The organism is Parachlamydia acanthamoebae (genome assembly GCF_000875975.1).
Taxonomy (GTDB): Bacteria; Chlamydiota; Chlamydiia; order Chlamydiales; family Parachlamydiaceae; genus Parachlamydia; species Parachlamydia acanthamoebae.
In genome coordinates this window covers 1-26174 of sequence record NZ_BAWW01000025.1, presented here as the reverse complement: position 1 = coordinate 26174, position 26174 = coordinate 1, and the positions used below count along the sequence as shown (strand labels likewise).

The following is a 26174-nucleotide window of genomic DNA, read 5'->3' as shown; positions in this document are numbered from 1 at the left end:
TAAGAAGATGCATTAAAAGGGATGCATTGAAAAGGAAATCGATCATGCTAAGTACGAAAGAAAAATGGATAAATTGGAATGAAGAGGGTTTGCTTCCAGGTCCAGATGAAACGGAACAATCTTTTTTAGAAAGAGCTCATTACTGCCTCAATCTAAAACAACAGATTGCGCAAGCTTTAGGGTCAGCCATCCCATTCCAGGAAGAGGACCTTGCCAATCAATCTTTTTTTCAACCCATTTGGGAGAAGACAGATGCGCTATATGGGATGAAGCCTAGTTGGGTTCCTCTTTTTTTTAGCAATGTCAAACTCGCTCCTTGGCATGGAGGCTGTGCGTGGATTTTTCAGCTCAGTGAGACAGAACCTTTATCCGCCCTTTTGCAATTGCGCAAAAATTTTGCTTACCAACAGAAATACTTAGGCTTGTATGATCGCAATGAGCTCATTGCACATGAACTTGTGCATGTAGGAAGAATGGCTTATCAAGAACCCCAGTTTGAAGAGTTTTTCGCATATCAAACATCCGATTCCTGGTTTCGACGCCTATTTGGTCCTCTCATTCAATCTTCTTATGAAAGTTTATTGTTCGTTTTTTCTCTTTTTTTTGTGCTAATCCTTCAGCTTTGGATTCCGCAGGAACCTTTTGCGCAAATCGCGATGTTTCTGCCCATATTATTAATGGCTTATGCTTTGGGAAGGCTTGCTTTCCGGTGGGTGCAATTTAATCAAGCCAAGCAAAAACTTTTTCAACTTTTTCAAAATAAGGAAAAAGCCTGGCATGTCTTGTATCGTTTGACTGATCGCGAAATCAAAACCGTTGGGAAGTTGTCGCCAGAGAAAATCCTTGCCTATTTTGAAGAACACCAAGAAGATTCTTTCCGGTTAAAAGTGCTTTGGTTAACACGATTTTCGAAATAAGCGTCTTTGCTGGGTATTTCCGAGGTTTAGCTCTGCGCGATATTTAGAAACTGTGCGTCGTGCGCAATGAATGCCTTTAATCTCTAGGAGATCAGAGATTTTATGATCTGACAAAGGTTTAGATTTGTCCTCCTTGTCAATGATATCTTTTATTGCCTCTCGGACTGTTTCTGCCGAAATATCGGAACCTTCATCGGTCATGTAAGCATTAGTAAAAAAGAATCGAAAGGGGAGGAGTCCGCGTGGGGTTTCCACATATTTCCCCGCTACAGCACGTGCCACTGTTGATTCATGCAAGCCTAAATTATCTGCCACCGTTTTCATGGTGAGAGGGACCAGTTGCCCATCCGGATTTTGGAAAAAGGCATGTTGTTGCTGGGCCAAGAATTGGGCGATCCGATCGATGGTTGTATTTCTATGATGAATATTTCGTAGCAGCCACTTCGCAGAAATCACGCGCTGTCGAATAAAATCTCTTGTAGCATCAGATAGGCTTTCGTCCTCAAGCATTTTCATGTAGCGCTTATTGAGGCGAATGGGTGGCAGAAAATCTGAGGTGACCACGATATCCAGCTTGCCATCTTCTTCTTTAATCATCGCATCAGGAACAATCGTTTGAGCGATCTCACCTGAAAAAGACGCACCGGGGTGTAAATCCAATTTAGAAATATCTTTATCGATAGCCTTCTGAATATCTTCGATTGAACAATTTAAATGTTTTTTTATGATGGGTAGTCGATTATGGAGGAGATCTTCATAGCAATCTTCAATGATTTTATACGCTAGGCTATGTTCTTTTTTTTGACAGCGAAGCTGAATGAGAAAAGATTCTTGTAAGTCGCTTGCTCCGACACCAAAAGGATCGAATGTTTGGATGGTTTTTAAAACGCGTTGAAGTTCTTTCACTGAAAAATCATTTAACACAGCAATTTCAGTTAAAGATGTTTGAAGAAATCCTCGTTCATCAAAATTCCCAATGATCGATTCTGCTATTTGAATGTCTTTAGGATTGGCAAAGGTTTCTTGAGCGATAGTCATCAAATGTTCAAATAATGAAACATGTGCTTGGATGGAATTTAATTGGAAGTTTTTTTGCTTTTCTTCTTCTTCTGTGCGTTTTGTGTAATAATTTCCGCTTTCCGCAAAATGATCCCGAAAATCTTCATCGATTTGCTTCAGAATTTCAAAATCTTGTTCATCAAAAAGTAATTCTTTCTCAGGGGTTTGTTCTTCGTCAAGATCAGCTTCAGAATTGTCCTCTTCCAAGCGGGTCAGATCTTGATCTTCCTCGGGGTAATCTTGGATAGATTCCAAAATCGGATTTTGTTCGAGTTCTGTTTCAATACGATCAACTAACTCCATGAGAGGCATTTGCAGCAAATGAATAGCCTGCTGCATTTGCGGAGACATGATCATGCGCTGGGTTTGCTTGAGAGATTGCTGCATTTTCGCTTGTTGTTGGAGCGATAGAGGATAAACCATGGAAAAAAGGCTCCTTTAAAAATAAGCTACAAATTATTTCTATTTCATATCTAAGGAGTCTTGACAAGAAAAAAAAATTTACCAATCTAGAAGATATTGAAAAAAATTTAAAAATTCCTGCGAAATTCATTGAACTAAGATTTTCATGGAAAAAAAATTAGAAGCCGAACATGTTCTTTTAATTACCAAAGAACCTTTAATTTTTAAAGGTTTAATGAAAATTTTGGCTAAATATGGATATGCCGTCTTAGTAGCAGAAAGTGAACTTGAAGGGATTAAACTTTTTCAACAGCATCCAGTGGCAGTATTAATTTGCGAACATTCTTTGCCAGATGTCAATGCCGTTACCATTTATCAACAAACATCCCAGCATTCTTCAACAACGGCCTATTTGCTATTGCATGAACAGCAGGACACGTGTGTTTGTGAGCAAATACAAGATGAGCAGCATGCTATTTTGTGGATGTCTCGCCCTTGGAGCGAAGAGACTTTACTGACAGCCCTTCAGGTTTTGTTGAAACAATACAAAACTCAAAGCGAAAATATCCGATTAGGTCGACTTGTTTTCGAGCAACGGGAGGAACTCAAAAGAAATTATACGACATTTAAGAATGAGCTATTGTTGAGTGCTGCTATTCATCAAGAAATGTTAACAAGCCCTATCCCCAATAACATTCCTGGTGTAGAAATTGCCGCCTTAGCTTTGCCTTCTTCAGAAATTGATGGAGATTTTTTGGAATTTTACCTCCCAGCCGAAAAAATTTTTGATTTTGCTTTGGGAGATACCATGGGAAAAGGTGTTCCCGCAGCCTTATTGGGATTGACAGTCAAAACTTTAATCACCCGTTTTGCGATGCCCTTAAGCCATGTGCAAATCTATAAAAAAACAGCTATCTGGAAAGAAGATCTTTTTTCCCCGCATGAAATTCTTGAGCAGGTCGATAAGACAATTGGTCGGCAGCTAAATGGTTTAGAATATTTTGTTAGCTTGTTTTATGGGCGGTTTGATTTGAATGCGCAAACGTTTAATTTCGTAAATACGGGCTTTCCTCCATTTCTTTATTGCCGATCCATGACTAAACAAATTAAAGAATTTGATCAGCGAGGCCCACCTATCGGAGTGATTGAATTTGATCAAGATGACGTGGAAAAAATTGATTTGAGCGTGGGAGATGTTTTTCTGTTCTATTCGGACGGGGTAATCGAAGCGCGTTCTCCAACCGGTGAATTTTTCGGAATTTCACGATTAAAGCAAATTATCCAAAATGCCTTGGAATTACCATCAGAGCAGATTCTGAATCAAATTATCCATGCGCTTCTCGATTTTACACAAAAAAAGAGCTTTGCTGATGATTTGACATGGGTTATTGTCAAAATCAAAGAATTAATTCCACAAAGCCTCAAAAATGTTGGGTCAGCAAAATTTTCATGTGATCTTTCCCAATTACAGGCTGTAAGGGATTTTGTGGGGCGGATTTGCAAGCGGGCACCAGGAGATCATGAAAGATTATCTAGCCAATTGCAGCTTGTTATGAACGAAGTGTTTAGTAATTTAATACAGCACGCTTTTCAAGATTCTTTGCAAAAAGGAAAGGAATCGATTGTGATTGAAGGCTTTTTAGAATCTGATGGAGTGAGATTTGAGGTTTCTGATCGTGGAACTGCCATTGATCCTTCTCAAATCAGTGAGCCTTCTCTTTCAGGAGATAAGGAATCTGGATTTGGATGGTATATGATTCGTGTTCTCACTGATCAGTTAACCTATATTCCAAAGCAAACGGAACAGGGCTGGAATCACCTCCACATTTTTAAACGTTATTTAACAACAGAGGGGCAAATGAACCTTTCACATACGCTACAAGATAATGTTTTAATCATTACTCCTGAAATTGAAAACTTAGATACTAAAAATGCAGCAGATTTTAAACAGCAAGTGATTGAGCTCATTTCAACCTATGAAAATCCCAAAGTGGTGTTTGATTTACACCGATTACAATTTGTGGATAGCTCAGGGCTTGGAAGTTTTCTTTCGATATTGAAAGCATTGAATAAGCAGGGGGGGGATCTCAAACTTTCTTGCTTGAATCGGTCAACACGGGCTACACTGGAAGTTGTTTCTTTGCACAAGATTTTTGAAATTTTTAATAAAAATGAAGAAGCTATAAAGTCTTTTAAATAGAAATTGGATCTTTCTTTTATTGGCTTTTTTCTCCATATTAACCAATGTGATAGACTAATCGATAAAAAAATTCTAAAAACATGAAAGATTTGCTAAAACATCGTCACCAACTCATTGGCCTCGCGGTTGCACTATATCTGATCCCCTTGTTTGTTTTGACTTTTATGAGTTTGCAACATCTTCCTCTTTCAAAAAGTTGGACTTTTTTATCTGTTGGCCTTTTTTTAAGCCTTGCTGGATCTTTATTCCTTTTGTTTGTTTTGAAAGGGTGGGAAGACGCTTTAAAGCTCTATTTTGAAAATATCTATATCGAAAGCCAGAAGGCTCTCATTCCCGAAACTCCGGCAGAAGATTTTGCGATTCTCAAGCAGAAAGTAGAGGAGCTAACTGAGCAAGAAGAGCTTCTTGCTAGAGAACTTTCTCAAAAAGATACAGAGCTAGCTGAGTATCAAAATAGGGAAGAAGAGATTAAGAGATTGGTTCAAATTTCAGAAGATTTTGCTGAATTTCGACTGGAAATGGAGCAGCAAATCGAAGAACGTGAACAGCTCATTCATACATTACGCCAAGAAACACATGAGCAAAAAATTGTTCTTCAAAGTAAAGACGATCGCATTGAAGATTTAGAGAGCCAAGTGAATGATCGCAACTATGAATTGCAAACGCTTTTAAAATTTTCAGAACATCCCCAATTCAAGTCGGAAGTGTTTTCACCCAAAGATTTTAAATCTATTGAGCCTGTTAAAAATTCACCGGCGATTTATTCGATTCAAGAAGAATTGGAAAGAGGTGCACTTGCTTTTCATGATGATACAAAAATTAGCCATGCAGAGGGCGCTTCTCATCAATTAAAGCAATGTATTGAAATCGTTCAAAATATTACTGGTGTGAATCATTTTTCTTCTCAGTCCTCTTTATTTCGTGATCTCCCCGTGAATAGTAATGCTTTAGATTTGCGTCGTTTAGGAGATAGCCTAGGAAGTGAAAATATGGCAGCGTTGGCAGTCTATTCCAAAAAAGAGCATAAGCTATTGTATGCAAATCATCAAATCCGACATTTATTAGGCTGGAGTTCAGATAAATTCCTGCAGGATTTTCCTGAAATTGTTCAGGATGGATTGGCGGAATGGAAAACTCAGATTCAAGGATTATCCTCTTCTCATGAAGCCAAAATTCGTTTGGTTATGAAGACTAAGTTTGGTGAAAATCTTTTATTGAATTGTCACTTGGGTTTAATTCCTTCCGGGATTTTTTGCAATCACGTGATTGCCGTCTTCTATCCCTAGTCAAAAAATAGAATTCTGCATTTTGTTTTTAGAAAAAATCCATTGATTTGCTATAGGATATTTAGACAAAGACCGACAATGCCAAGTTGCGCTCACAGGGATAAAATATGGATCATCACATTCGAGAATTTTATTCGACGACGTCTGACGATGAATCACCAAAGGGGTGCTTTCATTCTGTTGTTGCATTGCATGATAATCCGAATGCGACTTGGGAAGTTATTTCTGAACAATGCTCGGAACTTTGCAAAGGTTGGTTTGAGCTGTCTCGTTTAAAGCCTGCTGATCGAATTGAATTTATCCGAGATTACTGGCTATCCATGCTCCCTTATCATCCAGGTCTAGACAAATTCTTGATGAAGTTTTTTGGAATGTTGGATGATATAGGTGTTTTCATTGTGCAAAAAAAATACGATGACCCCTATGAGGCTCATCTGGTGTATAGTTTGCGTGGAAATAGTGGTTTTTATCGGGGGCGAAGTGGTATTTCTGAAGCTAATTTGGCTGAGCTTCAAAAAATTTTCCCCAACCAAGCATTACCAGCTGACTATTTAGCTTTTTTGCGCATTCATGATGGATTTAATAAATCCAGTGATTGTACGGGGATTGCGCATTCACAAAAGTTATCCAGTCTCTATGAAGACTTTCAAAATATGCTTTCTCAGCATGAAGAAACGCTCGTGAGTGGTAAGGATACTTATGTCGATCCCAAATCTTTAATTCCTTTTTATGAATCTTTTGGAATGCCTTTTTATCAATGTTTTTGGACGGAATGGTATCCGGAAAATGAAATGGGCAATGTGTATTATTCTGGAATGACCAATTCGATCTCCGATATAACAGGTCCTTTATCAAGCATGGACAATATGGCTTTCTCCACATTTTTAGATTGGTTAATGTTTTATCTTGAACAAGTAGAAGAGCCGGTTGCAGATGAAGGCAAAGGGTCTTCGAAAGCCTGAATTTTTCTTCTCATTTTGTACGTTTAAAAATACGCTCTCTTTTTTCGAACAAAAATAACTGTTTTTGCATTTTCTCTTTCTCATCTGTATAATTTTCTACTTTATAATCTCATGCAACTGGTATAGTGTTATGTAACTTAATGCTAGCTTTACATGATGATAGGCTCTGTATGCAATGTAAATCGGTTTTTTCAAACGGTAGAAAATTCTACTTGAACCTCATCTGTCTAAGAATATAAATTTTTCAAGTTTTATGTATTTGGTTGAAGACCTTTATAAAAGGCATGCGGACAAGCTTGGCCTTGAGCTTATTGCCGGAAAAACTGGAATGAAAAGATGCATACGAGTGCCAGAAGCACATCGTCCAGGATTAGCCCTTTCTGGATATCTTAAAAGTCATGCCCATAAACGCATTTTAATCTTTGGCAAAGTCGAAATTGAGTATTTATTAGATCTCGATTCCGAATTAAGAATTGCTCGCCTAGAATCTATTTTGACAAAATCTACTCCTGCGGTTATTGTCGCAAGACGCTATCGTCCACCAAAGGAATTGTCGGTTGTTTGCGAAAAATATCAAGTTCCACTTTTTCGTGCTAATATGACAACGATGAATTTGTTAAGTAAATTAACACTTCTCTTGATGGAAGAGTTTGCTTCTAGCATGAGTTGTCATGGGACATTGGTTGAAGTTTTTGGCGTAGGAGTTCTTATTCAAGGCGATTCCTCCGTGGGTAAAAGTGAAGCTGCGTTAGGTTTAATTGAAAGGGGCCACCGTTTAATTTCTGACGACATCGTTAAAGTGAAAAAACGAGAGGGAAGTTACTTGGAAGGTTCAGGTGCTGAATTAACGCGGCACCACATGGAAATCCGAGGAATCGGAATTATCAATGTCGCTAAGTTATACGGAGCTGTTTGTGTCAGATATCAAAAAAGTATTGATATCGTTGTGAAATTGGAGGCCTGGGATGAACAAAATTTTTACGATAGAGTGGGATTAGACGAAAAATATTGTGATATTCTCGATGTAAAGCTTCCTTTTCATATCCTCCCGGTCAAACCCGGACGAGATGTGGTTTTGCTGCTAGAAACGATCGCACTAAATCATCGATTAAAGCGGATGGGATATAATTCGGCCCAAGAGTTTAGTACAAAATTGTATGATGTGATTTCTGAAAAATCAGGAAAAAGGAGTAGAGACCAGTGAAAGAAGTCTTTCAAGTTCATGTGAAAAATTCTATGGGTTTACATACGCGTCCTGCAACTGTCATTGTGAAATTATTACAAAATTGTAAAAGTAGTGTGCATTTTACCTGTAGAAAAGAAACCGTGAATGCAAAAAGTGTTTTAGGTATTTTAATGTTAGCAGCTCCGAAGAATTCGAAAATTATCGTGACCGTTGATGGCGGGGATGCGGAACAAACGAAATTCAAGTTAATCGAGGCTTTTGAAAACAAATTTTGGGAAGCGTGAATGAAGCTAAATGCGAAAGAAGTTCATCTAAGAGGAGCTGCTCTATGTCGAGGAATCGCTATTGGAACACCTTTCTTCTTTACGGTAATAGAAGACGTCCTTCCGGAATTTACGCTTTCTAAACACGAAATTGAGCAAGAAGTTCTCCGCTATACTTGTGCGGTGAATCTCTGCAGAAAAGATATTGAAAAGTTGCAGTCCAAGCTGGAAAAAGAAGGGATTGTAGAAGGAGCTTCAATTCTTGAAGCTCATTTGCAGATTATTCAAGACCCTTTGATTACGACAGAAATTGAAAAAGAAATTCGGAAGACACAGAAAAATTCTGAGCATGTTTTCCAAACCGCTATAAAAAAATATGAGCAAAAATTTAATTCCATTCGCGATCCCATTTTTCGTGAAAGATTTAAAGATATTCAGGACCTTTCTCGAAGAATTTTAGGGTATTTACGGAATTCAGTACGGATCATTTTAACAGAAGTTCCTCCAGGATCTGTTGTTTTTGCACATGAATTGACCACTTCAGATGTCGCAGAAGCGAGGCCTGAAAATATTGTGGCTTTTATAACCGAAGCGGGTGGAGAAACGTCTCATGCCGCGATTGTTGCAAAAGCTAAAGGGATTCCTTTTGTTTCAAACATTAAAATCGATACCTTGGATCCTCGAGTCATCGAACGTGTGATTGTGGATGGTCGCACAGGTGGTATTATTTTAAATCCAAGTTTAGAATCTCAAGAATATTATCAAAATTTATCGACACAACTTTCGACCCATTTTAGAGTCCTACAGCGAGCCGCAAGTTATGCTCCTGAGACTATCGACGGGTATCAGGTTATTTTGTCAGCCAACATTGATACGCCTGAAGAAGTGGATACAGCGAAAAAATATGGCACCAGTGGCGTTGGCCTTTTGCGAACTGAGTATGCTCTTCTGACTCGCGACGGCTTGCCGGATGAAGATTCACAGTTTGCTCTATACCGACAAGTTGTTGATAACATGCCAAATAAAGCGGTTGTTATTCGAACATTTGATGTCGGTGGCGATAAAATGTTGATTAATTTCCCGCAGGACAATGAAGCCCAAACTTTTTTAGGTTGCCGAGCGATTCGTTTTCTTTTGAAAGAAAGAGACATATTTAAGACCCAACTGAGGGCAATTTTGCGAACAAGTGCTTATGGGAGGGTTAAGATTTTGCTTCCGATGATTTCGGCTCTTTCTGAATTAGAAGAAGCTAAGCAAATTCTACGCGAAGTAACCGAAGAGCTCCACCAAGAAGGATATCAAATTCCTCATACAGTTCCTTTAGGGTGTATGATTGAAGTGCCTTCAGCGGCAATTATTGCAGACTTACTCGCGCAACAATGTGACTTTTTATCGATCGGAACGAATGATCTCGTGCAATATTCCATGGCTGTGGACAGAGGAAATCAGCATGTCAATAGTATCTATGCCCAAACCGATCCTAGCGTAATCCGTTTAATCAAATTGATTGCGACAGAGGCGAATCATTATGGAATTCCTGTGACAGTTTGTGGGGAAGTTGCAGCTGATCCCCGTTTTACGCCTTTATTACTAGGATTGGGAATTCATGAATTATCAGTTTCTCCTCGTCACATTCCTGTGATTAAGCATGCGATTCGCAGTACAAGTATCGTGGCTGCAAGTTTACTCGCAGAAACCATTCTTTCCCTTTCAACAGCTCAAGAGATTATGGAATTGCTTGTCAGCGAATACCAAAAAAATGTCCCAGAGGATTGTTTTTACAATTATTAGGCTTCCAAAAATAAGTATGTAGTTTGCGGATTATTTACTTACTCGAAGGTAAAATGATTAAAAACTTTCTGTCTTTTGTAACGATTGATGTTGGATGAACAACTTCGGCTGATCTTATTCTCTAGATTTAATTAATACTCGTTATAGCTTTTATTTTTGCAAATCTTAGACTTTGCCGCGTGCTGGGGAAATCGATAACTTGATTGTTGAAGGGCATTTCTGTGGGCAAAATTTTTGGTGAGCGGGATGAATGATCAGAAAATCCAAATTTAGCTTTTTTACGCTTGAAGAGTGCATAAAATTATTTCAGGATAGCTTTGTAGGGAATATCTACAAATAGAAGAAGGCTTTTGTGCCAGCTGCCAATGATCATATGAAACACAGGTGTTTTTTTTAATAAGTATAGGCTTATCCCGTCTTGCCAAGATAAGCCTAATTGATAAATTAGAAATTCAATCCGAAGCTTTTCAGATCAGGAAATCCTGGTGGTAAGGAAGGGGTGTCTTGTTGCATTTTGCTTAAGGCATCTTCATAAGCTGCTTTAATAAGGTCTTGTAGTCCTTCTACATCTTCAGGATCGACACATTCAGGCTTAATTTTGATGTCTTTCATGGAGTTATCGCCAGATAATGTGATAGTTACCAGGCCATTTCCTGCTGTTCCAGTTACTTCCGTTTCTTTCATCTGGTTTTGCATTTGAGAAAGTTGCTGTTGAAGTAATTTTGCCTGTTTTTTTCTTTTCGAAAAGCCTGTTCCCATGTTTTCTCCTAGATTTAGAATTTAGTAAAAGGTTTTTTTTGGAGTTTTCCCCCCAACTCAACAGCAGCAAATTGTAAACGAGTATCGTAAGCACTTTGATCTTGCTTGGAAATAAGTTGCGCTTCAGGAGTTGGGCGAGAGCCCAATTCAATTGGAGCAGGAAGCTTTTCATGAATGGGTTCAGTTTTTGGTATAAATTCTTTTGGTTTTTGAGCAGCTGAAGTCGCTTTAATCCCCAAATCTTGTAACGAAGGAGAAGGGTCTTCGCTAATTGACACAGCTGGAGTCGGTTTTTGTGCCACTGGCATTGGTTTTGGAGCCACTGGTACGGTAAATTGATTGGTTGTAGCTTGAGGCGTTGTGGGTGGAGGTGCAAAAGATTCGGGACCAGTTGGATTTTTAGCAACAGCCTGTTCTAGTTCTCCTAAACGATGGACTAATACTTCAATAGGAAGGCGCTGATGGCTGCGCATGGCGTGTAAAAGACCTGCTTCAAGAGCAATGCGTGGCGATGGGGCAAAGCGAATTTGACTTTGCAGTTCAACAAAATAATCTAATAAGTTTAAACACTGCTCTTGCGAGTAAAGCTTAGCCGAAAGTTCATAACGGTCCCGTTCATGATCGGAAAGGGCTAGAAAGGGGGCTTGTTTTCCAGATAGTTTAATGAGCAAAAGGGTGCGGAAATGTTCAACCAGTGTTTCACAGAATTGCTGCCAGTCTTTTCCTTCTGTAAAAATATGGTGGGCAATTTCAAATGCCGCAGCAAGGTGTCCTTCTTTACCAGCTTTATCAAAGTCAAACAGGACTTCTTTTGGCATAATGCCTAAAACAGAAGCCACAGATTGGGTACTCATGGCACCATCGTGAAAGACCAAAACTTGATCTAAGAGAGATTCTGCATCCCGAAGTCCTCCTTCGGCTCTTTTCGCAATAATGTGGAGGGCTTCTTCTTGAGCCTCAATCCCCATATCTTGCGTAATGTGGCGTAACTTTTCCACAATTTTTTCAAGAGGAATGCGGTTCAAATTAAAACGTTGGCATCGACTTAAAATGGTGGGAAGAACTTTATGCGGTTCTGTTGTTGCGAAGAAGAATTTAACGTTTAAAGGAGGTTCTTCTAACGTTTTAAGCAAGGCATTGAAAGCTTCTTTTGTTAGCATGTGCACTTCATCAATAATATAAATTTTATATTTTCCCGATGCAGCTGCATATCCCACTGTTTCGTTAATTTGCCGAATGTCATCGATTCCACGGTGGGATGCACCATCAATTTCTAAAACATCTAAAGAATGTCCTGTTGAAATTTCTCGACAGGAAGCGCACTGATTGCATGGCTCATGTTCAGGCGAAGGGGTAAGGCAGTTAAGGGCTTTTGCAAATAAACGAGCTAAAGTTGTTTTCCCTGTTCCGCGTGATCCGCAAAATAAATAGGCATTGGCAAGACGTCCCATCTGAATGGCATTTTTTAGGGTTGTAATAATAGGATCTTGTCCAAGAACTTCTTGAAATCTTTGAGGGCGATACTTTCTTGCCGAAACTTGATAATGGGACATGGTAAACCGATAAAAAAGTGAATGCGAATTTAATATCTAGTGTATCGAATGTCGCATAATTTATGCAAAACTTAATGTCTAATTTTGCATAGAGATTTCTCAGCAATTAGTTTATTATGCTTGTTTTGTATTAAAAAATAGTTTATTGTTTGTTGATCAATATTGAGGTTATTAATTATGATTAAGTTGAGTTTATTGCGTCAGGATCAATTTCTATCTACCAACATTAAAGAGGTTGCTGATGCAGTTCAAAAAGATGGAATATGCATAAGTACCAAATTGCAGACCCGAGAGAAAGATGGCTGCTTTTCCGATTTTATAAAGCAAATCTTTGCATGTATCGGCATTAAATTTGAAAGAACTCATACCCCACATGTGGCAAAAAAAATCCAAGCATTCGTGCAAGAGAAAAAGAGTGAATTATTTGAAGGGGATGAGCGCCAGCAAAACATCACGAATTTGACAATTATTTTTCAGCAAATATTTAAAACGGATGGATTGAGCCAAAAAAAAACGGCAAGAAACCAGAAAATTTTAAATGACTGTTTGCGATTACTTCCGCAAGCAGCTCCTACTTCAAGACCTCAAGAGCCACAAGATTCTGAGGAGTCACAGACAACCGAAGATCTTGAAAGTTCCTCAGAGTCTGATGATTCTGAAGATCACCTAAGTTCTCAAGACTCTGAGGCGCTTGATGTTTTCCAGGGTACACAGAATGATTCTCACAATCTACAGGAACGCAAACAAATCGCCATTGCAGCTGCCCTCTCAGAAGATGAAAAAATACAAGCAGACGGAAATGCGTATGTTTTTAATGGAGACGAAATTCGAGAAAGATGCGCACATTGGGGAGCTCTTCTTCGTGCCGGAGAAGTTGGAGTTGTTCAAATTTTAGAAGATCCAAATTTTGTTTCAACGATACGTCATTTTACTGCTCCCATAAAGCATTTTTTTGGAGATCATTTTGATGAAGGTACGATGGCGAGAGCTTTGGGAATGATCAATACTTTTATTGATGAAAAGCAAGAAAAAGCCGACCGAGAAACAGCTGAAATTCTTAGAGCACAAAAGCTTCAACAGGAAAAAGAAGCATTTGCAAAAAAAATTGAAGCAGAGAGCTATTCTTTAAATGACGCCTATGACCAAACAGTCAAATGGGAAAATTGGATTAAGAGTTGTGCTTCTGATAGGATGATTCAATCGAGCCTTCGCATTGAGCCTTTAATTGTTCGATATCTAGCAACTGTTCCATTTGATGAAACAGAAAAATCAAAGATCACTTTAAAGAATTTATTATATCTCTCGATCATTTTAAATTCGGAAGATTTGCTTTTAACCATTATGCATAAAACCGCTTTGTTTTCAGGAAGAACACAAAAATTTATATTTACAAATGTTTTATCGGCAGCGCTCAATCGGGATCATGTCTTTTTTTTAAGAAAGCTAGACGAGATTACAGGACGAAATTTTTTGGCAAAAAATATTTATAATCTCTGGCGATCTTTATTTAATGTTGGTAGTGAAAAGTGCATCGATTATCTGTTGGAGAAAAAGCTACTAAGCTATCAAAAAGAAGGTAAGCAGAGTCATGTCCTTGAGCTTTATGTGGAATCTGATCCAGATCTTACTGGGTTCGACGGAAAAAATATTGCCATCGCCGAAAAGCTGAAAAAAGGTGCTTTTGAAGTGATCAATGTGCCTTTTAAAGTGGATGATGAAGAACAAACTGCGTTAACTTATGCTGTGCAAAAAGGGAATTTCCAACTATTTGCGGACTTTCTCGGATATGAGGGAATGGATTTAATGGCCCATAACCAAGGTCAAAGAGCTTTACGTCTTGCCATTCAAGAAAGAAATGTGAATATAGTGGAAGCACTTCTTAGAAGCGATTCTAAAGAAGTCCTCTGGGAGGAAGCTAAGAACTTAATTCCTGGAGTCATAGCTACAGATACTATTGACATCGCTCTTGATAAGTTTGAACAAGCTTGTCGAGACTAGTTAAGAGCTAACCAGGCATGTTCAATCATGATTTCTAAGTCTGGATAACGGGGGACCCAGCCTAATTTTTGTGCAGCTTTATCGGCATTTGCAACAAGAATCGCTGGGTCTCCTGGCCTACGATCAGCCTCCACAACTCGAACATTAAAACCTGTTACAGTTTCTGCTTTTTCGATGACTTGTCGAACTGAAAAACCTTGTCCATTACCCAGGTTATAAGCATCGGATGGTGCTCCATTAAATAATTGCTGCATGGCTAAAATATGGGCTTCTCCAATATCCGAAACGTGAATGTAATCCCGGATGCATGTCCCATCTGGTGTGGGATAGTCTGTTCCAAAAATAGAGATAAAGCCTTCCGGTTTTTTGAGGCTGCGTAGGACAAGAGGAATGAGGTTTGTTTCTTTTTTCTTAAAATTTTTGATTTCCCCATCAGGATCTCCCCCAGCGGCATTGAAGTAACGCAAGCACGTCGATTTAAGTCCGTATGCCAATTCAAAATCTCGCAACATTTTTTCGACTATCCATTTTGTTTCTCCATATGGATTGATGGGGAGGCATGGATGTTCTTCATTGATAAAAGTTGTTTGTGGAGTGCCAAATATCGCAGCAGAGGAAGAAAAGATAAAAATAGGGATCTGATGCTTATGCATCGCCTCCAGCAAATTTAGGGTATTTGCGACATTATTACGATAGTATAAAGCAGGGGAATGCATCGATTCACCCACATCAATAAGGGCTGCAAAATGCATGACGGCATCGATGGGATAACTGGAGAAAATGAAGTCTAGGCATGCCCTGTCTGCAAGATCGCCTTTAAGAAAGGTTCCTCGTGTAACGGTCAATTGTGTGCCTGTGCTTAAATTATCTAAAACAATTGTGTGATAACCTGCTTGATGCAGCATTTTATTGACGTGTGAACCAATAAATCCAGCACCTCCAACAACCAAGACTGTTTTTAGTCCCATGTGAAGCCTTCTTTGACGCATTTATAACTTTATTTTGATTTATACCACATATACTCAACTCTTAACTTGAGCTATTATGTTGTCGAAGATTATTATAAATACAGAATTAATTTTACTTGGCAAAATGTTTAATTATTTTCAATAATGTTGTCTAGTAGAAATAAAGCCGAAATTCATCGGCTAAGGAAAATACATTTCAATGAATGATCAATCTAGTGAGCTTGAGAACTATAACGAGCTCAAATTTTCTCGCGAGCAGGGCTTTTTTGACAAAAATCTTGGCATAAGATTCCTGATCGGCTTAGTGTTTATGATCCCTTTGTTTATGATTCTTCATTTTCGAGAAGTGAGAATCGAAACATTGGACCTCAATCACTATGCCCCTAGCTACATCGTCGCACAAGTTGATACAGACTTTTACAACGAAGAAGCGACCATTCTTCTCAAACAAGAAATGGTTAAAGATTTAGGGAAAATCTATCGCATTTCAGAAAAAGAAATCAATGAAAGACGTTTAGAATTCGAAAACTTTCTCATCTTTAATCAAGACTGGCGCAAATCTGCTCCTGAAAGTTCTTTTGAAGATGTCTATAAAGGCGGTGATAATCTTGTTGAAGCTCTAATCAAGCTTCGCTTGACGGATCCTAGGACGCTCCAAAAAACCAAAGAAAATGAAATCAACGCAGAAAATTATCAGATCTATACTCCTGCGGATTTGTCAGAGCCCGTTAGCCTTCCTCCTCAAATCTGGAAAAAACTTCAAACCATTGCATTGCCTAAAAGTGAATTTCACGATGGAACAATTACATTTTTGATCGAATACTTTCAGGAAAAATTTTGGATTTTAGAAGAGGATATTGCAGCAGAACGAGAGCTGCGCAAGCGCATTCAAGCAAAAGTACCAGATAAATACACCCACATTAGTGCTGGAAGTCGCATTATTGATCAGGGAGAAAAAGTGAATGCACGGCATTTAGCCGTTCTCCAAGCCATGAAAGATGCTTTACGTGAGCAACGTAACCTTTGGAGCCCGCTTACCTTATTGGGAAGCCTTTTGATGACCCTCTTATTGACGGGAATTTCTATCCTCTATTTTCGAGCGAACCATCCCAATATTCTTTCTTCCAATCGAAAGCTTTTCCTTCTTGTAACAGTCATCATTTTAACGTTTGGATTAGCCAAGCTGGCTGAATTCTTCCTGCTAAATACGAAAACCCATTTGATGGAAGCGGTGCGTTATCCGTTGTTTGTTCCATTTGCGGCCATTTTATTGTGTAGTTTGATGAGTCCGGCGGTAGCGACATTTACGAGCGGTTTTTTGGCAGTTGTGCTTGGAATGACTTTGGCGTTCGATCGACAGGGCTTTTTATTGCTTAATTTAATCGCGGCCATTATTGCCGTTTTGAGCACCCATTCTCTTCGTCGGCGAAAAGAAATTTTTGTGGTGTGCGGGAAGGCTTGGTTGGGGTGTGCGATTACCATACTGGCGATGCATCTGTACCAAAGTACGCATTGGAGTACAGGCCTTTTAGCTGATTTATTGAGCACGGCTATCTTTATGCTATTGACGGCTATTTTGGTGGTCGGTCTATTGCCATTACTGGAGTCAGCTTTCCGCATTATGACGGATGTTTCGCTAATGGAATATATGGACCCAAATAATGACCTCTTGCGCCGTTTAACTATTGAAGCACCCGGAACTTATCAACATTCCATTGTGGTGGGGAATTTGGCAGAAGCTGCCGCCCTGGCCATTGGAGCAAATGGGTTATTTTGCCGCGTCAGCACTCTCTATCATGACATTGGAAAGATGGCTACGCCCCAGTATTTTACGGAAAATCAACAAGGTGGAATGAATATTCACCAATTGTTAACCCCACAAGAATCTGCCCAGGTGATCATGGCACACGTTGCAGAAGGGGTGGCGATTGCCCGAAAAGCGGGCCTTCCAGAGCAATTTATCGAAGTGATTAAAGAGCATCATGGAACAACCTTAGTTTATTACTTTTACCGTAAACAGCTTGAAAAAATGGGTGGTGACAAAAGTTTGGTAAATGAAAAAGAATTCCGTTACGCTGGGCCAAAACCACGCAGCAAGGAATCCGCAATTATTATGATTGCCGATACAGTTGAGGCTGCCTCTCGTTCATTGGAGCAAATCAATGAAGAGTCTTTAATGGAACTTGCGAATCGACTTATTCGAGAAAAAGCCGATGATGGACAATTTGATGAATGTTTATTAACGTTTGAAGAATTGGCAAAAGTCAAAGAAACTCTCGTGCATACCTTGGTTGCCTATAGTCATTCTCGCATTAAATATCCTAAACGAGAGGCTCCTAAGGAAGAACACTTATGTTAACCTCATGACAAGCATAAAATTTACGAAAGCTTTTATCACGGGGGCCTCTTCAGGAATTGGAGAGGCTCTTTGCAATCTTTTGGCTAATAAAGGAATCTCATTGTTGCTGACAGGGCGTAATGAGGGACGATTGCAGCATTTGCAGCAAGCTTTACAGCACCAAGTGGAGGTTTCTTTTTTCGTTGCCGATCTTGGAACGCAAGAAGGGCGTCAATTAGCAATAAAGAAAATGCATCAAGAAAAACCTGATTTAGTGGTTAATAATGCAGGTTTTGGTCTTTATGGAGAGGCTTTAACATACGAAACATCAGAGCAAATGGAAATTGTAAATGTGAATCTGCTCGCGCCTTTTGAACTTACATTAGAAGCTGCGCGCACGCTCATTTCGTCTCGGCAGAGAGGCGTTATTCTAAATGTCTCTTCTGCGGCCGCATTTGAAATTTTTCCTACTTTTACAACCTATACAGCAACAAAAACCTTTATCAATGCCTTCTCCCAATCTTTGGATTTTGAGACACAGCCTTATGGGGTGCGTGTATTCGCGTCGTGTCCTGGAATGGTCAGTACATCTTTTGCTCAGCGGGCCTCAGGAGGGGAGCTTTCTTCTCAGCTTGAAGATGAACGTTTATCCATGACTTCGGCATATGCTGCAGAGCAAATTTGGCAGCAAATCGAAAAAGAGAAGATCATTCATATTTTTGATTGGCGTTATCGTGTGGGGATTTTTTTAAGTCATTTCTTTCCACAAAAATGGTTAGCAGGCTATTTAAAAAAACGAATTAGTGCTCGCTTTCCACCTCGTTCTTTCCTTTCCATTCACGAATAAGACGCCTCTTTGTCACGAAAGGATGTATCAAAATTATCTTTAAATATATAGTAGGGATTTCCACTTCTCTAATATTATTTGGAGGTCATCAAATGATTGTAGGAATAGCCTATATGATAGGAGCATGTTTATGCTGGGGGCTTGTATTTGTAATTCCCAATCTTTTTCCAGATTTTTCCCCTTTTGAGATAATGCTAGGGCGCTGTTTCTTTTATGGTATGCTTTCTATTGGCATCTTGTTAAGTCTAAAAAGAGATCTGATTTTTTCTCTTAATCGTAGAATTTGGATTGCTGGGGCAATTCTGGCGTTAGTTGGATCACTCATCCATTATTGCAGCCTTGTTTTAAGCATGCGTTATGTGAATTCTACTATTCCTACATTGCTGCTTGGCTTAACACCTGTATGCATGATTTTAATTGACATTCGGAAGACAAAGACAAAAAAGTTAAGGGATTTTTTCGTGCCATGTACGCTCATTTTAGTCGGATTTATCTTTGTTAATATCCCTACATTGTCCTGGGATACGAACGTGAGTATCGAAAATTATGCTTGGGGATTTTTCTGGAGTTTGGTCTCTCTAGCAACATGGATTTGTTTTATTGCGGGGAGTGCCAATTTTCTTAAAAGCACTTCTTCGTTAAAAGCAAGCGATTGGATTACTGTATTGGGTGTTGCCACTTTTCTTTGGACCGTTCTCTTATGTACATCCAGCCTCTTCTTTGTTAACACATCGATTAATCATTATTTTATTATGTCGAATGGATTTTTATTAGCAACAGCTCTCCTTGGAGTCTGTTCTTCCTGGCTTGGTTATTACATGTGGAATCAAGCAACTCTGCGTTTGCCTTTGTCTTTAGCTGGTCAACTGAGTGTATTAGAAATAGTATTTGGCTTAAGTTTTATTCATTTAGCTAATTGGAAATTTCCTGAAAACATTGAGATTCTAGGGATAATGACTATTTTATCAGGTATAGTTTTAAATTTATTCATGTTCCAAGAATCCGCATATCAATCTTAATAAATTCTTACGAAATGTAATAATGTTTGATCATTATGATCAATACTGATATGTATTTTGTGATCTAAAAAAAAATCCCACATTTTATCTATTTTTGAGAGCTTTTATGAATATTACTTCTGCACGTCAGAATTCATCCCGTCTTTTTCCTATTATGCTTCCCCAAGTATTTCCTCGACATGTGTCAGGAAGCCGGATTTTGGAATTATTGCGTCCATACAATCCGAGATTAAAAAAAATAGAGTGCTTAATGAAGACAACACAACTCAATAACTTACCTGCAGTGCCTTTAGAAAGGGATTGGGAAGAAAACACTAAAGTTTATATCAAGCAAGCCTCAAAGAGTGATTCTAGTTTTGGCGATACTCACTATTTTGTAGGCGGACTGCCTGCGCTGATGCAAGCTGCACGCAAAACAGAAAAAATAGCGGAGGAAGAGGTCAAAGAAAAGGTCGTTTATGTTAATGATGGTCTTGTCCCAAAATCTTTGCAGTCTGGACATCAGGCTCATGTTCATCCAAGTGAATGGCCTTGCTATAACTTGCCAGAATTATTAGCAGGTTTTGGCCCAAAGATGCTTCCCAAACGTAATCCTGCGAATTTGAAGGAATATTCCTATTTAAAATTTTCTTTTGAGGAAGCTAAGCATGCACCTTTCAAAGTTGCATGTTTATATGGACATTTTGCTAAGCAATTTCTCAAACGTAAGCTTACGGATGCCCGTGGTATTAGTGCGGAAGATAGATGGCTCTGTGCGGCTGTCGTGGAATCTTTAGACTATCACGAAGCCTTGAGCAAACGGATTCTTGCGCACCAAGGACAACCCTCCTTTTCTAGAACGGGCCGCGTTTACTGGTCCCCCAATCATGAAGGAATGCAAAATAAAAAAAGACTATGGAATGAATTGGGAATTGATTGTGAGTTCGCGAGCGCCGATGAAGTCATGCGAGAGACATTCCTTAAGCAAAATAGTGGCTTACAAGTTCTTAAAATTCCTCAAGATGGAAAGTTTTATCCAGAGACTCCGCGGAGGATTGCAAGTTATCTGGAAGAAAACTATCCCCATATTTTTTCGACGTATCAGGCGAATCTAAAAGCACTTTATTTGGAAGGCTCGGGGGCTCCATGCAAAGTTTTGGAGGAGTCACTCGATAGAAAAATGCGTAAAATTGCAATTAAGAGTTTTTTCGGTTCTCTTGGTCATAACCAAGTTTTTAAGTATAGCAGTACAACACCTCTATGGCGTGAAGTGCCAGTAACAGGCAACAGCGTTTTATGGGAATGTTCCATTGATAAGCATGAATTAGCCCAACGCTTTGGACAAGATACCATTTCGGAGGAAAAATTTGCTGAACTTATGAATGGTATTTTGCCTGCAGCGAATCTCAGCAATTTGCATTTGACAATGTGGAAAGGGGATATATCCGACACATGTGTATTATTTTATGTTAGAGCTAGCCAGGGAGCCCATTTTAACGACTTGGTTGCCAATAAAGATGATTTAGAAAATATGTGTCGAAATATCGAGGCTTATTGTATCGGAAAATGGACGATGATCTCCGCAGGGAGTTGCTCGCGAAAAACAGATGTCAGCAATGTACCTGAATTTGTGGAGTTGTCTTCCGATCTTAATCGTCCTGCAACATTTATCCATGGGTTATCTGGTATAGGATACAGCTTTTCTGCGGCTTCTTTCGAAACATTAAAAAATAAGCCTAAAGTTAGCTTTAAAGAGGTTGTTCAAAATCTTTATAGCGGACGATGGTAAACATACCGGCCTCTAAATGATAAAGGATGTGGCAGTGCAAAGGCCATACGCCTGGGTTATCTGCATCAAATTGAATGGACAAAGTGGAATAGGGAGTAATTAAAACTGTATCACGCATAGCTCCACTAAAACTTTGTCCATTGATTTGAGTGACTTGAAAGACATGTCCATGTAAGTGCATAGGATGTGACATCGAGGTGTTATTTTTAAAGAGCATTTCAACGCGTTGTCCCTTTTCAACGATGATGGGTGTCACTTCAGGCCATGTTTGACCATTTAATGTCCATATGTACTTCTCCATATTGCCCCCAAGCTCAACTGTAACTTGATTATCCACCTTTCGATTTGATAAAGAATATTTAGCATGTAAGTTAAGCTCTTGAACATTTGTCAGGGCCCCAGCTTGCTTAGAAGCTTTTTCGGGTAGTTTGATGGGATTTGCATTTTTTGTCGCTAAAACGAGCCCTGTTTGTCTGTCTGTCCCTTCTGCTTGGGCAAGAATGGGGAAAAATCCACCTTGTGAGGGGATTGTAACTAAAATATCGATTCGTTGTGCGACAGCTAATTCAAATCGTGTATTTTGCAAAGGCTGAATTTGATTGCCATCGACAGCAATGGCTGCACCGATTAAATTTTCTAACGAAATGAAGAAATTTGTGGAGCTCGCCCCATTAATGATGCGTAGCCGAATTTTTTTATTTGCTTCCACATCTATGACTTCTGGACTTTCTAGCGTATGGTAATTGGTCAAAAAAGCATCATACTCAACTTCTACAATGTCTGATGTGTTTTTTTTCATGTCTCCCGATATGGTTTTGCACTGCAGTTCTTTGTAAATCTCTGAAGGTGTTTTGAAAGAGAAATCTCCGAGAAAAAGAATGACTTCTTGATCCGCAATTTTCTCATCTTCTGGTGCATAAATGATGAGGGGTGCTCCCAAAAGCTTTTGTTCTTGCAAACCAAAATGGGAGTGCATCCAAAATGTGCCGGACTGCAGAAGAGGAAATTTGTAATGGTAGAGTTGTCCTGGATAGAGAGGAAATTGAGTGACAAATGCAACGCCATCTTGGTTATTGGGTAAGATCAACCCATGCCAATGAATAGATGTAGGTACCTGTAAACGATTTTTAAGAATTACATCGAAAGCGAGGCTTTTGTTTGTTCTAATCCCCAGTGTTCCGTCAGGTTGCGAAATGGTTAAAATTTCGGCTTCTTTGTTGTTAACGATAATCTTTTTTGATGATGTGGTTAACTCTATGACGGACTTTAGTTCTAAAAAAAGAAAAAAGCAGGCGATGCAGAACAAATAGGCCCATATTTTCATTTGTTAACCTCATGAAGACATTAATGGAGAATTAACAAAAAAAAAGTAAAACGTCTATCTTTTAGTCTTGCCAACCATGCTTATCTAGGAAATCTTCGTAAGTCCCTAAGTGTAATTCTTGTTTACCTTGGTGACAGACCACAATTTTATCCAGTTGCATGCGCTTTAGGATTAATTCACTATGTGTAACGATGATGACAGCACCATCAAAATCTTCAATGGCATCAATCAAAGCTTCAATGGATTCCATATCTAAGTGGTGTGTTGGTTCATCAAGCAACAATAAATTGCAAGGAGAGGCAATGATTTTGCCAATCAATACCCGGCTTTTTTCTCCACCCGATAGCACGCCATTGAGTTTGCGGGATTTATCTCCGCTGAACATCATCAATCCACAAATCGCTTTGATTTGTGTCAGATTAAGTTTGGGATTCGCTGCTGCAATTTCTTCTTCGATCGAATGGCGCGGGTGTAATCGGTCAATATTTGTTTGGCCAAAATAGCCGATCGAAAGATTATCTGAACGTTTGGTAAACCCCGAAGCGGGATTTAGTTCATCGGCCAGTAGTTTTAAAATCGTGGATTTCCCCCGTCCATTTTTCCCAATAATGGCAATACGATCTCCTTTTTCGATCGTTAAGGAAAAATCTTCAATTAAAGGGCGGGGAGCATTTGCGTCGTAAGAAAACGAAAGAGATTGAGCTTCTAACATTTTCTTGCCCGGGAAATTGGCGATATTAAATTGAAAATCTAACTGCAGAAGTTTTTTTAAGTCGTCAAGTACCGGAATACGGCTTAATAATTTCTGCTTGGATTGTGCTTGCGTTGCTTTGGAAGCTTTTGCACCAAACCGATCAATAAACCCTTGAAGATGTTCCCGTTTTTTTTCGAGGTTTTGACGGGTTTTTTCATGGATTTCTTCTCGTTGCATAATTTGTTCGAAGAAATCGAGCGTATTTCCTTTGACTTTCGTCACTTTTTGTCGATGGATACCCATAGTGTGTGTGGAGATACTATCCAAGAATTCTCGGTCATGGGAAATTAAAATAAATTCGCCTTTCCATTCTTGTAAGAATTTCGTAAACCAGCGGATGGAGACAATATCCAAATAGTTAGTTGGTTCATCCAATAATAGGCAATCTGGCTCCCCAACGAGAACTTTTGCAAGGTGAAGTCGAAGCTGATATCCTCCGGAAAATTCGTTAGGAGAGCGGTCGAGATCTTCTTCTTTAAAGCCCAATCCAAATAGAATGGCCTCAGCTTTATAAATATAGTCTCGTTCGTCTTCACGTAGACCCAATGCGGCTTCTTCGATTAATGTGGGTTGAGTAAAGACAATGTGCTGATCGAGAACTCCAATGATGTAGTTTTTGGGTTTCGAGATCGTTCCTTTGTCAGGAACTTCTTTGCCTGTTAATAAGCGAAAAAGGGAAGACTTACCCGCTCCATTGCGTCCGACGAACGCACATCGCTCTCCAGGTTGAATACTGAAAGAAGCATTTTCGAATAAATTGATACCATGATAGGCGAGGGATAAATCATTTACTTGCATAACGACAACTTTTATTGAAAAAAGTATTCATGATATCACAAGTTATAGAAAAAGTAAAAACTAACTTTTTGTTAGGGAAATTTGAAAGCTAAAGAGGATATATGGAACTCGCTCCTCCATCAACAACTAGGTCAACCCCTACAATATAAGTGGCTTTTGAAGAAGCTAAGAAGGCGACAGATTCAGCTATCTCTTCCGAATTAGCGAATCTTTTTAAAGGAATTCCCTTTGTGAATTCTTCCAATTGCTTGGGATTGACAGCTTTCGTTTCATCAAAAATTGGTGTATCGGTAAATCCTGGTGATACAGCATTTACACGAATCCCTTTGTCAATGAGATCTGCTGCGAAATTACGCGCAAGCATACTCACAGCCGCCTTTGTGGAGGAATAAACACTATGAAAGCGCCAACCTTTATGAGCCGCTGCTGAAGATATGAGAATAACGGAAGAATTTGTATTTAAGTGGGGAATGGAGCGTTGAACGGTAAAATAAACGCCCTTATAGTTAATGGAGACCATTTCATCAAATAGTTCTTCATCGACTTCCTCGATTTTTTTTCTGGTCGAAATGCCCGCATTTGCCACTAAAACATCGATTTTCCCAAAGTTTTGAATCGCCGTGGCAAATAACTTATCTAAATCAGGAATAAGACGCACATCTCCCTGCACATAAACAGCTTGATTTAGTTCTTTGCAAACAGTCTCTAATCGATTTTGATCGCGTCCAAAAATCACAATTTTGGCGCCTTCTTGATCAAACTTTTTTGCAATGGCTTCTCCGATACCGCTATTGCCACCCGTGATAACAACCACTTTGTTTGTAAACTCACCCATGTCAATTTTCTCTTTAAATTGGATAATTTGGACATTATCCAAAATTGTTTATCAAATCAATCATTGATTTTTGCTGTCTTGTGCCTAATTGTATGTATGCGTTTTCTCAGAGAAAAATAGTTTCTCTCGGTAATTTAGGTTGTGAAGATAAATTTTGTAGTTGTGCTACAAGCATAAATGACTCAAAGCAAGTTGTTGGATTATCTGAATTAAATATTAAGAAGGAAAATAATAAATATTCATATCATGCTTTTTTATGGGAAAATGGTTCATTATTTGATCTGGGAAATTTGGAAAACGACGAAGATTCCATTGCTTATTCAATTAATAGGAATGGAGATGTTGTTGGAATCAGTGGGAATAGAGATGTAAATGATTTTTACGATTGGGATATGGTTCCAGAAGAGCGTTTATCTGGACAAAACAGAGCGGAATGGTAGATTTAAATGAGTTAATCGATAAAAATCTCAATTACAGTCTATTAGAAGCTATTGATATTAATGATCATGATCAAATTATTTGCTTGGCAAAGATATGATTAATTACGATTATCATCTTATCTCGCTCAGTCCAGAATGTAATTGATGGTATGTATATTTTAATAATTTTGGATCTTCGTTACATTTTAGCCCCTACAGGAACAGCTAGAAATGCATATCGTCTTCTCAAGTAGATTGTTTCAGAATCACCGACAACATATCCTTGAGAGTTTTGCCCATATATACATAGATTTTTGCCAGTTTGAAACCAATAGGGAAGCTGTAGTTTGATTTTTTATTTTGCCATAGCAAGCTCTCGTTCTTCTCTTTCTCTCTATTCTACTTTTTTTACATAGTCGTCCATTTTTCTCCTAAATATAATCTTGTCATACAAAGTTGCAGTAATACAGAAACGCTAGTGTGTTCGATCGTTTTTTCAACGTCTTGGAGGGCTTGGTTGGATCCTTTAAAAAATGTTATCTTGTTTTTCTTTCGCTTAAGAAAATGGATTAGCGATTCCGATGTGTAATCGGAGGTGTTAATATTTACATTTAGGCTCTATTGATCTACTGGTGGAGATATTGTCAAATGTTGTGTTTTGAGCATCTAATAGCGCATCCAATTTTTTAAAAATTAAGCTGTGTATTTCACGTTAAAGACTTCTTCCC

20 protein-coding genes are annotated in these 26174 nt (G+C 38.8%); 13 read left to right on the top strand and 7 right to left on the bottom strand.

Annotated features, from left to right (window positions below):
* Positions 1 to 44 precede the first annotated feature (44 nt).
* On the top strand, positions 45 to 917 hold the full coding sequence (locus tag AOM43_RS06315; protein ID WP_006341445.1) for a hypothetical protein: 873 nt from the start codon (positions 45 to 47) through the stop codon (positions 915 to 917).
* Here the strand turns inward: AOM43_RS06315 and rpoN are convergent.
* On the bottom strand, positions 897 to 2399 hold the full coding sequence (rpoN, locus tag AOM43_RS06310) for an RNA polymerase factor sigma-54 (protein ID WP_059359497.1): 1503 nt from the start codon (positions 2397 to 2399) through the stop codon (positions 897 to 899). The genes AOM43_RS06315 and rpoN overlap by 21 nt on opposite strands.
* Positions 2400 to 2544: 145 nt before the next feature.
* Here rpoN and AOM43_RS06305 point away from each other — a divergent pair, with 145 nt between their 5' ends.
* The 6 genes from AOM43_RS06305 (at position 2545) to ptsP (ending at position 10066) form a co-directional block, all read left to right on the top strand.
* Positions 2545 to 4578, top strand: a complete 2034-nt coding sequence (locus tag AOM43_RS06305; protein ID WP_006341447.1) for an anti-sigma factor antagonist — start codon at positions 2545 to 2547, stop codon at positions 4576 to 4578.
* A gap of 80 nt (positions 4579 to 4658) precedes the next feature.
* Positions 4659 to 5864, top strand: coding sequence for a hypothetical protein (locus AOM43_RS06300; protein ID WP_013925559.1), 1206 nt, complete (start codon positions 4659 to 4661; stop codon positions 5862 to 5864).
* Between the two features lie 107 nt (positions 5865 to 5971).
* Complete coding sequence (locus AOM43_RS06295) at positions 5972 to 6826, top strand: SMI1/KNR4 family protein (protein ID WP_006341449.1); 855 nt, start codon at positions 5972 to 5974, stop codon at positions 6824 to 6826.
* 253 nt (positions 6827 to 7079) lie between these two features.
* The gene (gene hprK / locus AOM43_RS06290; protein WP_006341450.1) at positions 7080 to 8030 is read left to right on the top strand and encodes an HPr(Ser) kinase/phosphatase; all 951 of its coding nucleotides are present in this window, start codon (positions 7080 to 7082) and stop codon (positions 8028 to 8030) included.
* A complete protein-coding gene (locus AOM43_RS06285; RefSeq protein ID WP_006341451.1) occupies positions 8027 to 8296 on the top strand; it encodes an HPr family phosphocarrier protein in 270 nt (89 codons plus the stop codon). The genes hprK and AOM43_RS06285 overlap by 4 nt, the downstream gene beginning before the upstream one ends.
* A complete protein-coding gene (ptsP, locus tag AOM43_RS06280) occupies positions 8297 to 10066 on the top strand; it encodes a phosphoenolpyruvate--protein phosphotransferase (protein ID WP_006341452.1) in 1770 nt (589 codons plus the stop codon).
* A gap of 444 nt (positions 10067 to 10510) precedes the next feature.
* Here the strand turns inward: ptsP and AOM43_RS06275 are convergent, their stop codons facing one another.
* Entirely contained in the window at positions 10511 to 10825 is a 315-nt protein-coding gene (locus tag AOM43_RS06275) for a YbaB/EbfC family nucleoid-associated protein (protein WP_006341453.1), read from the bottom strand.
* Positions 10826 to 10839: 14 nt separating this feature from the next.
* Positions 10840 to 12378, bottom strand: a complete 1539-nt coding sequence (gene dnaX, locus AOM43_RS06270) for a DNA polymerase III subunit gamma/tau (protein WP_013925558.1) — start codon at positions 12376 to 12378, stop codon at positions 10840 to 10842.
* A gap of 177 nt (positions 12379 to 12555) precedes the next feature.
* On the opposite strand from dnaX, the gene AOM43_RS06265 reads away from it, so the two are divergent.
* The gene (locus AOM43_RS06265) at positions 12556 to 14376 is read left to right on the top strand and encodes an ankyrin repeat domain-containing protein (protein ID WP_006341455.1); all 1821 of its coding nucleotides are present in this window, start codon (positions 12556 to 12558) and stop codon (positions 14374 to 14376) included.
* Here AOM43_RS06265 and galE read toward each other — a convergent pair.
* The gene (gene galE / locus AOM43_RS06260) at positions 14373 to 15344 is read right to left on the bottom strand and encodes a UDP-glucose 4-epimerase GalE (protein WP_006341456.1); all 972 of its coding nucleotides are present in this window, start codon (positions 15342 to 15344) and stop codon (positions 14373 to 14375) included. The two genes, AOM43_RS06265 and galE, sit on opposite strands and share 4 nt — an antisense overlap.
* Positions 15345 to 15543: 199 nt before the next feature.
* Here galE and AOM43_RS06255 point away from each other — a divergent pair, with 199 nt between their 5' ends.
* The 4 genes from AOM43_RS06255 (at position 15544) to AOM43_RS06240 (ending at position 21316) form a co-directional block, all read left to right on the top strand.
* Positions 15544 to 17703, top strand: coding sequence for an HD family phosphohydrolase (locus AOM43_RS06255; protein WP_013925555.1), 2160 nt, complete (start codon positions 15544 to 15546; stop codon positions 17701 to 17703).
* A gap of 4 nt (positions 17704 to 17707) precedes the next feature.
* On the top strand, positions 17708 to 18529 hold the full coding sequence (locus tag AOM43_RS06250) for an SDR family NAD(P)-dependent oxidoreductase (RefSeq protein ID WP_059359495.1): 822 nt from the start codon (positions 17708 to 17710) through the stop codon (positions 18527 to 18529).
* A 92-nt stretch (positions 18530 to 18621) separates the two neighbouring features.
* Entirely contained in the window at positions 18622 to 19548 is a 927-nt protein-coding gene (locus AOM43_RS06245) for a DMT family transporter (RefSeq protein ID WP_059359493.1), read from the top strand.
* Positions 19549 to 19654: 106 nt separating this feature from the next.
* Positions 19655 to 21316, top strand: a complete 1662-nt coding sequence (locus tag AOM43_RS06240; RefSeq protein ID WP_059359491.1) for a hypothetical protein — start codon at positions 19655 to 19657, stop codon at positions 21314 to 21316.
* Here AOM43_RS06240 and AOM43_RS06235 read toward each other — a convergent pair.
* From AOM43_RS06235 to AOM43_RS06225, 3 genes are all read right to left on the bottom strand, one after another.
* Positions 21276 to 22640, bottom strand: a complete 1365-nt coding sequence (locus tag AOM43_RS06235) for a multicopper oxidase family protein (protein ID WP_059359488.1) — start codon at positions 22638 to 22640, stop codon at positions 21276 to 21278. The genes AOM43_RS06240 and AOM43_RS06235 overlap by 41 nt on opposite strands.
* Before the next feature lie 61 nt (positions 22641 to 22701).
* On the bottom strand, positions 22702 to 24192 hold the full coding sequence (locus AOM43_RS06230; RefSeq protein WP_013925550.1) for an ABC-F family ATP-binding cassette domain-containing protein: 1491 nt from the start codon (positions 24190 to 24192) through the stop codon (positions 22702 to 22704).
* Positions 24193 to 24280: 88 nt separating this feature from the next.
* Complete coding sequence (locus AOM43_RS06225; RefSeq protein WP_013925549.1) at positions 24281 to 25027, bottom strand: SDR family NAD(P)-dependent oxidoreductase; 747 nt, start codon at positions 25025 to 25027, stop codon at positions 24281 to 24283.
* 92 nt (positions 25028 to 25119) lie between these two features.
* Here AOM43_RS06225 and AOM43_RS06220 point away from each other — a divergent pair, with 92 nt between their 5' ends.
* Entirely contained in the window at positions 25120 to 25467 is a 348-nt protein-coding gene (locus AOM43_RS06220) for a hypothetical protein (RefSeq protein WP_013925548.1), read from the top strand.
* Positions 25468 to 26174: the final 707 nt, after the last annotated feature.